At 66.9% G+C, this 13210-nt stretch carries 12 protein-coding genes; 4 read left to right on the forward strand and 8 right to left on the reverse strand.

The genetic code is table 11. From position 1 onward, the window contains the following. The first annotated feature begins 44 nt into the window (after positions 1 to 44). Positions 45 to 1328, forward strand: a complete 1284-nt coding sequence (gene purD / locus ACZK13_RS19055) for a phosphoribosylamine--glycine ligase (protein ID WP_253145258.1) — start codon at positions 45 to 47, stop codon at positions 1326 to 1328. Positions 1329 to 1451: 123 nt separating this feature from the next. Here purD and ACZK13_RS19060 read toward each other — a convergent pair whose 3' ends face one another. From ACZK13_RS19060 to rhlB, 8 genes are all read right to left on the reverse strand, one after another. After that, positions 1452 to 1784, reverse strand: a complete 333-nt coding sequence (locus ACZK13_RS19060; protein ID WP_019338970.1) for a helix-turn-helix domain-containing protein — start codon at positions 1782 to 1784, stop codon at positions 1452 to 1454. Next, the gene (locus tag ACZK13_RS19065; protein ID WP_183080207.1) at positions 1768 to 2151 is read right to left on the reverse strand and encodes a type II toxin-antitoxin system RelE/ParE family toxin; all 384 of its coding nucleotides are present in this window, start codon (positions 2149 to 2151) and stop codon (positions 1768 to 1770) included. The genes ACZK13_RS19060 and ACZK13_RS19065 overlap by 17 nt, the downstream gene beginning before the upstream one ends. 176 nt (positions 2152 to 2327) lie before the next feature. After that, entirely contained in the window at positions 2328 to 3203 is an 876-nt protein-coding gene (gene rpoH / locus ACZK13_RS19070; RefSeq protein ID WP_180838257.1) for an RNA polymerase sigma factor RpoH, read from the reverse strand. Between the two features lie 278 nt (positions 3204 to 3481). Then, a complete protein-coding gene (gene ung, locus ACZK13_RS19075) occupies positions 3482 to 4195 on the reverse strand; it encodes a uracil-DNA glycosylase (RefSeq protein WP_049400766.1) in 714 nt (237 codons plus the stop codon). Between the two features lie 9 nt (positions 4196 to 4204). After that, a complete protein-coding gene (locus ACZK13_RS19080; protein ID WP_032129540.1) occupies positions 4205 to 5047 on the reverse strand; it encodes a response regulator in 843 nt (280 codons plus the stop codon). A 7-nt stretch (positions 5048 to 5054) separates the two neighbouring features. Then, the gene (ftsX, locus tag ACZK13_RS19085) at positions 5055 to 6002 is read right to left on the reverse strand and encodes a permease-like cell division protein FtsX (RefSeq protein WP_010481047.1); all 948 of its coding nucleotides are present in this window, start codon (positions 6000 to 6002) and stop codon (positions 5055 to 5057) included. Positions 6003 to 6005: 3 nt separating this feature from the next. Beyond that, entirely contained in the window at positions 6006 to 6692 is a 687-nt protein-coding gene (gene ftsE / locus ACZK13_RS19090; protein WP_032129538.1) for a cell division ATP-binding protein FtsE, read from the reverse strand. A 178-nt stretch (positions 6693 to 6870) separates the two neighbouring features. Further along, the gene (rhlB, locus tag ACZK13_RS19095) at positions 6871 to 8595 is read right to left on the reverse strand and encodes an ATP-dependent RNA helicase RhlB (protein ID WP_253145270.1); all 1725 of its coding nucleotides are present in this window, start codon (positions 8593 to 8595) and stop codon (positions 6871 to 6873) included. A 510-nt stretch (positions 8596 to 9105) separates the two neighbouring features. Here rhlB and trxA point away from each other — a divergent pair. The 3 genes from trxA to ACZK13_RS19110 all read left to right on the forward strand — a co-directional run bounded on the left by trxA (position 9106) and on the right by ACZK13_RS19110 (position 13191). Further along, on the forward strand, positions 9106 to 9435 hold the full coding sequence (trxA, locus tag ACZK13_RS19100) for a thioredoxin (protein WP_005411275.1): 330 nt from the start codon (positions 9106 to 9108) through the stop codon (positions 9433 to 9435). A gap of 228 nt (positions 9436 to 9663) precedes the next feature. Continuing rightward, on the forward strand, positions 9664 to 11406 hold the full coding sequence (gene rho / locus ACZK13_RS19105) for a transcription termination factor Rho (RefSeq protein WP_029379723.1): 1743 nt from the start codon (positions 9664 to 9666) through the stop codon (positions 11404 to 11406). Between the two features lie 210 nt (positions 11407 to 11616). Then, positions 11617 to 13191, forward strand: a complete 1575-nt coding sequence (locus ACZK13_RS19110; protein ID WP_032130287.1) for a sensor domain-containing diguanylate cyclase — start codon at positions 11617 to 11619, stop codon at positions 13189 to 13191. The last annotated feature ends 19 nt before the right edge of the window (positions 13192 to 13210 follow it).

Raw genomic sequence — 13210 nt, forward strand, 5'->3', positions numbered from 1 at the left:
GGCCCTGCCCGGCTTTTCTCTTCCGTACCCGAGAACCCTGTCCCATGAAGATCCTCGTCATCGGCTCTGGCGGCCGCGAACACGCCCTGGCATGGAAGCTGGCCCAGTCCTCCCGTGTCACCGAAGTGATCGTGGCACCCGGCAACGCCGGCACCGCCAGCGAAGACAAGTGCCGCAACGTGGCGGTGAAAGTCACCGACATCGACGGTCTGCTGGCGCTTGCCCAGGCCGAAGGCGTGGCACTGACCGTGGTCGGCCCTGAAGTACCGCTGGTGGCTGGCGTGGTAGACCGCTTCCGCGCCGCCGGCCTGCGCATCTTCGGGCCGACCGCCGCCGCTGCGCAGCTGGAAGGCAGCAAGGCCTACGCCAAGGACTTCCTGGCCCGCCACAACATCCCCACCGCGTTCTACGCCGTGCACACCGACGTGGACGCCGCCCTGGCCTACATCCGCGAGAAGGGCGCGCCGATCGTGGTCAAGGCCGATGGCCTGGCCGCCGGCAAGGGCGTGATCGTGGCGATGACCCTGGCCGAAGCCGAGGACGCGGTACGTGACATGCTCTCGGGCAACGCGTTCGGCGATGCCGGTGCGCGCGTGGTGATCGAGGAATTCCTCGACGGCGAGGAAGCCAGCTTCATTTCGATGGTGGACGGCGTGCATGCGCTGCCGATGGCCACCTCGCAGGACCACAAGCGCGTCGGCGACGGCGATACCGGCCCGAACACCGGCGGCATGGGCGCCTATTCGCCGGCCCCGGTGGTGACGCCGGAGGTGCATGCACGGGTGATGCGCGAGGTGGTGAACCCCACCGTGCAGGGCATGATCGCCGACGGCATCCCGTTCACCGGCTTCCTCTACGCCGGCCTGATGATCGATGCCAGCGGCGCGCCGAAGGTGATCGAATTCAACGTGCGCTTCGGCGATCCGGAAACCCAGCCGGTGATGCTGCGCCTGCAGTCGGATCTGGTGGAGCTGGTGGAAGCCGCCATCGATGGCCGGCTGGATCAGGTGGAAGCACACTGGGATCCGCGCCCGTCGCTGGGCGTGGTGCTGGCCGCGAAGCCCTACCCGGAAGCACCGATCACCGGTGACGTGATTTCCGGCCTGGATGATGTGCCGGCCAGTGCCAAGGTGTTCCATGCCGGTACGGCATTGGATGCGCAGGGCCAGGTCGTCAGCGCCGGCGGCCGCGTTCTGTGCGTGGCCGCACTGGGCGACAGCGTGCGCGACGCGCAGGCGAATGCGTATGCAGGCGTGGCCAAGGTGACCTGGGCCAATGAGTTCCACCGCAACGACATCGGCTGGCGGGCGATCGCACGCGAGGGCTGAGGTCCGGCGCCGCAGCCACGCATGGCGTGGCTCTACAGGCGCCACACCGCCGGGGTAGATCCACGCCATGCGTGGATTGAACACCTCGGAAAAGCAAAGGCCCGGCAGAACCGGGCCTTTGCTTTACAGGACTGCTTCGAGTCCCTTCCGATCAATCAGGTTAAGCAACTTCAGTGACGGTCCGCTGGGCTTCTTTTCGCCCTGCTCCCAGCTGCGTACGGTGGAAACGCTGGTATTGAGAACTCCCGCAAAGACCGGCTGACTGAGCTGCAATGACGTACGCAGGGCACGTATCTGGGCACTGCTGTACTCAGGCACCGGCTCAAGGCAAAGCGCTTCGTAGCTGCTCAATCGACGTTTATCGATGAAACCATGCGCGTGCAGACTCACAGCGGCATCATGCACCGCTTCAAGAAGCGCACTTTTCGCGCGCCGTCGCTCAGGGGTCTTCGTCATGGTCGATCTCCTGTAGATCCCCGTACTCCACGGCACGATTCAACTGCGCCGCACTCATTTTCAGGAACTCCGATGCGTACAACTGCAGCGCATCGCGTTCCGCATTCGTGATCGCAGCACGCTCATTCTTCTCGTAGCCGAAAAGTAAGAACCAATGCCCGCCTCGCTGTGTGGCGACGATGATTCGAACGCTCCCACGCTTTCCTCGCCCCGGCAAGGCAACGCGCTTCTTGAAGATTCCGCCGCCAAGATCAGCATCCACCAGACCCGCTTCCATTTCACGTACCGACCGGTACAGCGCAGCGTCGGACAGGGTGGTCCTGCGCATGCTGCGATTGAAACTTCGTGTGAGGAAGACGCGTGGCATGATCATACCGTGCCACTGCGTGGTACAGCGTGAACATCAGCATCCAGCACATGATCAGGTCGGCGCAACCACCGTCCTGGCGTCAGAATAGAGCCAAGTCATGCGTAGCTAAGCCCCACAAACGAAAAAGGCCCGGCACTGCTGCCGAGCCTTTCACAATTGCGACGCCTTTCCGCTTACGCGGTGAACAGCGCCTTCATCTTCTTCAGCGCGTTCGCTTCAACCTGGCGGATACGCTCGGCCGACACGCCGTATTCGTCAGCCAGTTCCTGCAGGGTCACCTTGCTGTCCGCATCCAGCCAGCGGCGGCGGATGATGTCGCGCGAGCGCGCATCCAGCTCGGCCAGGCCTTCGCGCAGCAGCTGCATCTGGTTGTCTTCGCTGTCTGCACGTTCGTAGGCCATCGACGGGTCTTCGTCGTTGGCAACCAGGTACGCAGCCGGCGACGGCGGCGCGTGTTCGTTGTCTTCGTCGGCCGGCGCATCGAAACCGATATCGCGACCGGACAGGCGCGACTCCATTTCCATGACCTCGCGCTCGGACACGTTCAGGTCCTTCGCCACCGCGCTGACCTCAGCCGCGTTCATCCAGCCCAGGCGCGTCTTCGACTTGCGCAGGTTGAAGAACAGCTTGCGCTGCGCCTTGGTGGTGGCGACCTTCACGATGCGCCAGTTCTTCAGGATGAACTCGTGCATCTCGGCACGGATCCAGTGCACGGCAAAGGAGACCAGGCGCACGCCCATGTCCGGGTCGAAGCGCTTGACCGCCTTCATCAGGCCGATGTTGCCTTCCTGGATCAGGTCGCCCAGCGCAAGGCCGTAGCCGTTGTAGCCGCGGGCCACGTGCACCACGAAGCGCAGGTGCGAATGCACCAGCTCGCGGGCGGCGTCCAGATCGTTGCCGTCGCGGAAGCGACGGGCCAGGTCCTGTTCGTCATCGACCGACAGCACCGGAATCTGGTGCACGGCACCGATGTAGGCGTCCAGCGAACCGAGCGCACTGGGAATCGGGAGATTGTTTGCCACAAGGGCAGTAGAGGTGTTCTGGCTCATAGGCACCCATCTTAGCAGTCCGGCATTTGGACTGCTAAAGGAGGAAAAAGTTCCAGCATCCTATTGATGCAACACTGGTCCCAAACAGAGCCCTACCGTAGCGCGATTTGATGACAGTGGCGAGCACGCTTTTCGGGATTCACAATCCCTTGGAATTCAATCAATTACCTGCTGGAAACCGGCCGATTCCGGTCAAGCGGAGCTGAACGGGCCGTCCGCAAAGCCCATTCAGGCCCGGAAACGTTGCCCGGCGTTCAGCCCCGGTCACCCGCCGGCGGTCAGAGCGCCGAACGCGGCGGCAGCGACCAGTCGATCGGGGCCTGGCCGCGGCGCTGCAGGTACTCGTTGGCCATCGAGAAATGCTGGCAGCCCAGGAAGCCGCGGTGGGCCGACAGCGGCGACGGGTGCGGCGACTTCAGCACACGGTGGCGGCGGGTGTCGATGACCTTGCCCTTCTTCTGCGCGTACGCGCCCCAGAGCATGAACACCAGGCCGTCGCGTTCGCGGTTGAGCACATCCACCACGTGGTCGGTGAAACCTTCCCAGCCACGCCCCTGGTGGGCACCGGCCTGGCCCTCTTCCACCGTCAGCACGGCATTGAGCAGCAGCACACCGCGCTGCGCCCACGGGATCAGGCAGCCATGGTCCGGACGCGGGATACCGAGATCGCTCTCGATCTCCTTGTAGATGTTCAGCAGCGACGGCGGCACCGGCACTCCGGGCGCCACCGAGAAGCTCAGCCCATGCGCCTGACCGCGGCCGTGGTACGGGTCCTGGCCGAGGATCACCACCTTCACCTGCTCGAACGGCGTGGCATCGAACGCAGCGAAGATCTGCGGGCCGGGCGGGAACACCGCCGCACCGCTGGCCTTGCGCTGGCGCAGGAAGCTGGACAGCTCGCGCATCTGCGGCTGCATCAGGTAATCGCCGACATGCTGCTTCCAGCTCGGCTCGAGCTGGATCGTCGGGGTGCCGGCTACTTCATCAATCATCACGCCACTTCATCGAATCAGGGGTCCATCGTTCAACCGGGCCAGGCGCAGCTGGAACAGCACCTTGGTGACCAGCAGGCGCTCTTCGATCGGCTTGAGCACCAGGTCGTTGGCACCGGACTGCAGCAGCCCGGTCTGGTTGTGCGGGTTGCCATCGCCGGTCATCACCAGCACCGGCAGGCGACGCTTGCCGTAGCCGAAGTCCACGCGCACGCGCTGCACCACGTCGCGACCGCTCAGTTCGCCCTTCAGGGTGACGTCGGTCAGCACCAGGTCGATGCGGTGGCGACTGCGGCCCAGCGACTCGGCAGTGAGCAGGGTGAACGCCTCTTCGGCGCTGACCACGTGCAGCACGTTCAACTGCTGGCGTTCCAGCATGCGCTTGGTAGCCTCGGCGACCACGCGGCTGTCCTCGATATAGAGGATGGTGGCGCCGGGAATGGTCTGCGGCTGCACGTAGCCGCGGATGAAGGTCGCCAGTGCCTCGTGGCCCAGCGCCTTGTCGAAATAGTCGGTGACGTACTCGGTGAAGCGGCGCTGCTCCAGGTGCTGCTGGGCATCGCCGGAGACCACGATCACCGGCACATAGGCCTGGCCGGCCGCTTCGCGCACCATCCGCGCCAGCGCCAGGCCGTCGCCATCGCGCAGGGTCAGCGAGGTGGTCACCAGATCCACCGGGCCCTGCGCCAGCGCCAGCTGCGCATCCTCGATGCTGTCGCAGCCGATCACTTCCACGCCCGGCAGGTCGCGCTGCAGGACGTCGGCGATCAGCTTGCGGACCAGCTTTGACCCATCGACCACCATCACCCGCGTCGCGGGCCCTTCAAGGTGCTTCAGCGCTTGCGGTTGCATGCCGGTCTCAGGTGTCGGTCGGGCGGGTCTGGCGAAGGAAATGGCCGGTCACCAGCCACGCGCCCAGCCAGCCCAGCAGCAGTGTGCCGAGCAGGACCAGGCTGCCATGCAGCAGGTCCAGGCCGTGCAGCACGAACGGGCTGCCGTAGCTGCGCGAGAGTTCGGCCAGCGGCACGCGCAAGGCGGCGCCGGCCGCAGCAATCAGGGCCAGCGCCACCGCGCCGGCACCCAGGCCATACCACGCGCCCAGGTACAGGAACGGGCGGCGGATGAAGCCATCACTGGCGCCGAGCAGCTGCAGCACGCCGATCTCTTCGCGGCGGGCCTGGATGTCCAGGCGCACGGTGTTGCCGACCACCAGCGCGGCGCCCACGCCGAGCAGCACCGACAGCACCTGCACCAGCCGCGCACCGAACGCCAGCCAGGCATCCAGGCGCTGCCGCCACAGCGCATCGTGCTGCACCAGGTCGGCCTCGGGCAGGCTTTCCAGCGCGCGCGCCAGGCGTGCGTCGTCCTTGCCCTGGCCCGGGGTGATCACCAGCAGCGAGGGCAGCGGGTTGTCGTTGAGTGCATCGATCGCCTCGCCGAGGCCGGCATCGCGCAGTTCCTGCAGGCCCTGCTCCGGCGTGCGCACGTTCACTTCGGCCACGTCATCGCGATCGCGCAGCTGGCCGGCCAGGCGCAGCGCGCCGGGACCATCGACGTTGCCCTTCAGGAACACGTTGATGTCGCGCGACTGCTGCACGCTGCCGGCGAACTGCTTGAGGTTGTCCAGCGCGATCGACAGGCCCAGCGGCAGGGCCAGCGCCAGCGCCATGACCATCACCGTCAGCAGGGTCGCCCACGGCTTGCGGCAGGCGCGGCCGAGGCTGAACACCACGCTGTGCACGTGGTGCTGGAACCAGACGCCCACACGCGACGGGGCGGCGGCTTCGCTGTTTTCGTTCTTCGCCATCGATTACTCCGCCAGGTCCTGCGGCGAGATGTCATCCACCAGCCGGCCGTGGTCAAGGATCAGCACGCGCTTGCGCATGCGGCGCAGCAGCGGCAGGTCGTGACTGACCACCAGCACGCTGGTGCCGCGCGCGGGCAGCTCGGCGAACAGGGCCATGATCTCCGCCGCCAGGGTCGGGTCGAGGTTGCCGGTCGGCTCATCGGCCACCAGCAGCTTGGGCTCACCGACAATGGCGCGGGCGATGCCGACGCGCTGCTGCTCACCGGCCGACAGCTGCGAGGGCAGCGCCTTCTCGCGATGGCCCAGGCCCATCCGCTCGAGCACCGAGCGCACGCGCTTGTTGATGTCGCTACGGCGGGTGCCGCGCAGGATCAGCGGCAGCGCCACGTTCTCGGCAATAGAGCGGTCCATCAGCAGGCGGTGGTCCTGGTAGACCGCGCCGACCGCGCGTCGATGGCGGGGCACGTCGCCACCGCGCACCTTCAGCAGGTTGCGCTCGTCGAACACCACCGCGCCGCGGCTGGGCCGCTCGTCCAGGTGGATCAACTTGAGCAGGGTGCTCTTGCCCGCACCGGAATGGCCGGTGACGAACAGCATCTCGCCCGGCGCGACCTCGAAGCTGACATCGGTCAGCGCCTCGTGGCCACCGGCGTACTGTTTGCTGACATTGTCGAAGCGCAGGACACTCATGCCCCGATTATGCAGGACCGGCGCGACGTCGTGGAGACGGTCGCGCCATCGGTAGTGCCGGCCGCTGGCCGGCAGCGGTGTGGGTTGCCGGCCAGGGTGGGTGCCGACCGTTGGTCGGCACACCGGTCAAGGTCACCCGACCAACGGTCGGGTGCTACCCGCTGATCGGCAGCGCCGATCAGCTACCCGACAGCATCCGGCGGATCTTGCGGCCGATGCGGGTCAGGAACGAATCGCCGGTATCAGCAGCCGTGCGCACCGGCTTGGCCACCACCTGCACCGGGGTGACCGGGCTGGAGCCATTGCCGGCGGCGTTCTGCACACCCTCGGCACCTTCGACCGGACGGCCGTGGCGACGACGACGGCGCTTGCGCGGCTTGTGCTCACCGTCCACCGCACCTTCCGGTGCGCCTTCAGCACGCGGCGGGCGCGGCGGACGCGGGGCCTGCGCGGCAGCGCCTTCGGCACCGGCGGCCGGGGCGGCAGCGCCCTGCTCGCCTTCCACGCGCGGCTTGCGCGGGCCACGCGAACGGCGCTCGCCGCTGCGCTCACCGTCGCGGCCACCGCGGCCACCACCACTGCCGGAACGGCCGCCACTGCGGCCACCGCCACGGCGCTCTTCCTCGGCAGCGCGGGCTTCGCGCGCTTCGCGGAAGATCTGGCCGACGCTTTCGTTGTCCTCGCCTTCCTCGCCCGCAGCCGGGGCCGGGCGTTCCGGGCGCGGCAGCGGGGTCAGCAGTTCCTTGGTGACCGGCTCGGACGGAATCTTCTGCTCGATGTAGGCCTCGATGTCCGGCAGGCCCATCGCATAGCGTTCGCAGGCGAAGCTGATCGCATCGCCCTCTTCGCCCAGGCGCGCGGTACGGCCGATGCGGTGCACGTAGTCTTCGGCGTCGAACGGCAGGTCGTAGTTGTAGACGTACTTGATGCCATCAATGTGCAGGCCACGCGCGGCCACGTCGGTGGCCACCAGGATTTCCAGCTGGCCCTTCTGGAAGCGGTTGAGCAGGCTCTCACGCTTCTTCTGCGGCACGTCGCCGGACAGCACGCCGACGCGGTAGCCGGCCTTTTCCAGCGAACGGGCGACGCGTTCGACGAACACCTTGGTGTTGACGAAGACCATGGTGCGCGCGCCTTCGCTGCGCGACAGCAGGCCCAGCAGCAGCGGGATCTTCTCGTCGTCCGCCGGGAAGTAGATGCGCTGGCGCACGCGCGCGGCGGTGATGGTCTCGGCTTCAACCACCAGCTTCTGCGGTTCGTTCATGTGCTCGTAGGCCAGCTCCAGCACGCGGTGGCTGAGGGTGGCACTGAACAGCAGGGTCTGGCGGGTGGTGCGCTCGGGCATGCGGCGCAGCAGGAAGCGGATGTCCTTGATGAAGCCCAGGTCGAACATGCGGTCGGCTTCGTCCAGCACGCAGATCTCGCAGGCGTGCAGCGAGACCACCTTGTGCTGCTTCACGTAGTCGATCAGGCGGCCCGGGGTGGCGATGATCACGTCCACGCCCTGCTGCAGCAGTTCGCGCTGCTTGTCGTAATCCACGCCGCCGTAGACCAGGGCGAAACGCAGGCCCAGGTCGGAACCGAACTTCACTGCATCCTTGTGGATCTGGATGGCCAGTTCGCGGGTCGGGGCGAGGATCAGCGCGCGCGGATCCTCCGGCTTGCGGTCGGCCAGGGCCGGACGCGTCAGCAGGCGGTTCACGACAGCGACCAGGAAGGCCAGGGTCTTGCCGGTGCCGGTCTGGGCCTGGCCGGCAACATCACCACCGGGCAGCGCGACCGGCAGGGTCAGCGCCTGGATCGGGGTGCAGCGGGTGAATCCGGCTCCTTCAAGGCCGGCCTGCAGGGCCGGATGCAGCTCGAAGGAGGAGAAGGTCAAATCGGTCAGCGGTTTGTCGCTCATGAGTCCGTCTTGGTATGGCCGCCGGCCCGTGGGGCGGCTGGCACTTCATCGTCTAGGGGCACCGTCGCAAACTGCGGCCCCTGCGGCGGGTTGGCAGGCTGGGACCACCCGGTCCGCGCGCCGCACAATGCCCCAGTTTAACGCACTCGGGCCGGCAAACCGGAATGAGCTGTCTCATAAAGTCAAGAGACGGCACCCTTCACCCAGCCACACCGGACTTGAACGGCCCTGCCAGGGCCGCTGGTATCGCCCGCTGCCAGCCCCATGTACAGGAAGACAGTGAAATCCGACACATACCAGGCATCGAAGCGATCACGATACGCTGGGTTCCAGCCGGCGCCTGTCCCCGCCCTGCGATAGGGGTACACTGCCGGCCGTGAGCGTCCAGGCATCCCGCCGAACGCACCGCGGCAGTGCGCCGCGAGGCAACGACGAGGGTCGCGCCACCGGGCATGGCCCAGTTCACCCACCTCCGGCATGGCCGGGTGCAATCCAAGACGAGAAACCAAGATGAGCGACAAGGTTGTACATGTCGGCGACGCCGACTTTGATAGCGCAGTGCTGAATTCCAAGGAACCGGTGCTGGTCGATTTCTGGGCCGAGTGGTGTGGCCCGTGCAAGATGATCGCCCCGGCGCTGGACGAACTGGCCGATGCCTACCAGGGCCGCGCCAAGATCGCCAAGGTCAACGTCGACCACAACCGTGCGCTGGCCGCCAAGTACCACGTGCGTTCGATTCCGTACCTGGTCGTGTTCAAGGACGGCGAGAAGGTCGGCGAGCAGATCGGTGCGGTGGGCAAGGCCCAGCTGGCCGGCCTGCTGGACAAGGCCCTGGCCTGATCCTGCTGTTCTCCGGCAGCCGCCGACCGCGGCTGCCGGCGGGCGCCCCGCGCCCATGATGAATGCTGTTCCCGGCGACCCTTGCGTGGCGCCGCAGGCCGATGATAGTGTCGGCATATCCGGCCGCGTTCGCGTGCCGCACCCTCTGGACGCAGTTTCTTCCAGACCCATTCCCAACGTTCGCCGCCCCAGCCGGGCGCTCGCACCTTCAAGCGAGGAATAACGCTCTTGTCCGATAACACTTCCGAAACCGGCAGCGCCGATGCGCCCGCCGAAAAGCGCGTGCGCAAGCCCCGCGTGAGCAAGGCCGCCGCTCCGGCAGCCGCCGAAACCAGCGCCGCGCCGGCGCAGCCGACCCTGCCGCTGGCCGCCGCGCCCGAGGCACCGGCTGCGGCCCCTGCACCGAGCGCGCCCGCCGCCGAGGCCCCTGCCAGCAGTGGCGGTGGCGAAGGCGGTGAGGGTCGCGAATCCGGCCAGCCGCGCCAGCAGAACCACCAGGGGGGCGGCCAGAACCAGGGCCAGAACCCGTACAACCAGAACGGCCAGCAGGGCCAGGGGCAAGGTCAGGGCAACCGCCGTGACCGCTTCCGCAACCGCCGCGACCGTGACCGCAACAACCGCTTCCGCGACGATGGCCTGCCCAACGACGGCGGCGAGCAGCAGCCGTTCGTGCCGCGCCCGCACGCCAACGTACCCGAAGGCTTCCCGGTCTACTCGCTGAGCGACCTCAAGCGCATGCCGGCACAGAAGCTGCTGGAAATCGCCGAGCAGCTGCAGATCTCCGAAGGCGTGGCCCGTGCCCGCAAGCAGGACGTGATCTTCGCCCTGCTGAAGGTGCTGACCCGCCACGGTGACGGCGTTGCCGCCGATGGCGTGCTGGAAATCCTGCCGGACGGCTTCGGCTTCCTGCGCGCGGCTGAAGCCAGCTACCTGGCCGGCCCGGACGACACCTACATCTCGCCCAGCCAGATCCGCCGCTTCAACCTGCGCACCGGCGACCACATCTCCGGCCGCATCCGCTTCCCGAAGGACGGCGAGCGCTACTTCGCGCTGAACATCGTCGACACCATCAACGGCGAGCCGATCGAAGCGTCGAAGAACAAGGTGCTGTTCGAGAACCTGACCGCACTGTTCCCGCGCCGCCGCTTCACCCTGGAGCGCGGCAACGGTTCGTCGGAAGACATCACCGGCCGCATCCTCGACCTGATGGCCCCGCAGGGCAAGGGCCAGCGCTCGCTCATCGTGTCGCAGCCGAAGGCCGGCAAGACCATGATGATGCAGCAGGTCGCCACCGCCATCACCACCAACCATCCGGACGTGCACCTGATCGTGCTGCTGATCGACGAGCGCCCGGAAGAAGTGACCGAAATGCAGCGCACCGTGCGCGGCGAGGTCATCAGCTCGACCTTCGACGAGCCGGCCGCGCGCCACGTGCAGGTGGCCGAAATGGTCATCGAGCGCGCCAAGCGCCTGGTCGAGCACAAGAAGGACGTGGTGATCCTGCTCGACTCGATCACCCGCCTGGCCCGCGCCTACAACAACGTGGTGCCGAGCTCGGGCAAGGTGCTGACCGGTGGTGTCGACGCCAACGCCCTGCACCGCCCGAAGCGCTTCTTCGGTGCCGCGCGCAACGTGGAAGAAGGCGGCAGCCTGACCATCATCGCCACCGCGCTTGTCGACACCGGCTCGAAGATGGACGAGGTGATCTACGAAGAGTTCAAGGGCACCGGCAACAGCGAAGTGCACCTGAGCCGCCGTATCGCTGAAAAGCGCGTGTTCCCGGCCATCGACATCAACCGTTCCGGCACCCGCCGCGAAGACCTGCTGATCGAACCGGAGCTGCTGCAGAAGATCTGGATCCTGCGCAAGCTGCTGCATCCGATGGATGAAATGGCCGCGATGGAGTTCCTGCTGGACAAGATGAAGAACACCAAGTCCAACGACGAGTTCTTCGGTTCGATGAAGCGCTGATCCCTGGCGCTGCATCAGAAGAAACCTGCCGCTCGCTGCGGCAGGTTTTTTTTTGCCTGCAGGGCGACGCACTTCACTTCGCTCGCGCCCGCTTTTGGCGATAATCCGCGCGATACCCTGCCCGGCCCCCGTGGGCCCTGCCACCGATTCCCGCTGTCGCCCCTTCCGGAGAACCGGTCGGGTCCAGCCTCCTGCCGGATCCGTCGACGCATGCGAACGCTGTCCCCCCGCCTCAACCTGGGCAAGCTGATCCTCGCCCTGGCCCTGCTCAGCGCCATCATCGCGCTGGCCAATACCCTGCTGGCCAGCTACCGCGTGCAGCGCGACCAGCTGGTCGGCAACACCCTGGAAGCCAACCGCGTCTACGCCACCAAGCTGGCCGAGACCACCCAGAACTTCCTGCTGGCCGCGCAGCAGCAGCTGGCCTATGCCGCGACCCGCCTGGGCGAGGACGACCTTGATCCGAAGCAGGCCCAGGATGAAGCCAGCCGCCTGCAGCTGCAGTCCAGCAGCTTCAACTCCTCACTGGTGGTGGACGCCGACGGCCTGGTGATCGCCACCTCGCCGCAGACCCTGCAGCTGCAGGGTGAGGTGCTGCACAGTGTCGGCAACAACGCGGCACTGGCGGCGCGCCAGCCGATGATCAGCGACCCGTACCAGTCGGCCACCGGCAAGCTGCTGGTCTCGCTGTCGCACCCGATCTTCGACCGCCAGGGCCGCTATCGCGGCTATGTCAGCGGCACCCTGTACCTGCGCCAGCGCAGTGCACTGCACACGCTGCTGGGCAAGCACTACTACCGCGACGGTTCCTACCTGTACGTGGTGGACCGCAATGGCCGCCTGCTGTACCACGCCGATGGCAAGCGGGTGGGTGACTACGTGGTCGGCAACCCGGCGGTGAAGGCCGTGGTGCGCGGAGAACGGGGCGCACAGCAGGTACGCAACAACCGCGGCGTGTCGATGCTGGCCGGCTATGCACCGGTGGCGGCCACCGGCTGGGGCATCATCGCGCAGCGCCCGACCGAGGCCACCCTGCAGCCGCTGTCGCGGTTGATGACCGCAGTGATCTGGAATGCGATTCCACTCGGCCTGCTGTCGCTGCTGGTCACCTGGTGGTTCGCGCGCCGCATTTCGATGCCGCTGTGGCAACTGGCGCGCAACGTGCAGGGCGGCGAGGACACCGGCAACGCGATCAACCACGTCAGCGGCATCCGCGCCTGGTACTTCGAGGTCGCCCAGCTCAAACAGGCGGTGCTGCACAGCTTCAATGCGCTGCAGGATCGTATCGGCACGCTCAACCGTGCCAGCCGCACCGACCCGCTGACCGGCCTGCTCAACCGCCGCGGGCTGCAGCAGGCGCTGGATGCGCTGCAGGTGCAGGGCATTCCGTTCGCGATCCTGGCGTTGGACATCGATCGCTTCAAGTCGATCAACGACAGTTACGGGCATGACGTCGGCGACAACGCCATCGTCCACATCGCCGACCAGATGCGCCGCTACTCGCGCGACAGCGACATCCTCTGCCGCGCCGGCGGCGAGGAATTCCTGCTGCTGCTGCCGGGCATCAGTACTGAATCGGCCCGCCAGGCCGGTGAACGCCTGCGCCAGCACATCGCCGACCATCCGTTCGAACCGGTCGGCACCATCACCGTATCGCTGGGCGTGGCCCACTTCCCCAGCTTCCATGTCGACGCAGAACAGGCGCTGCGGCTGGCCGACAAGGCCCTGTACATGGCCAAGGAACAGGGCCGCAACCGGGTGGTGGTCTACCCGTACGCCGACTGACGCGGAGCCGGGCTGCCCG

Source organism: Stenotrophomonas sp. 99219_Sma (assembly GCF_056480785.1).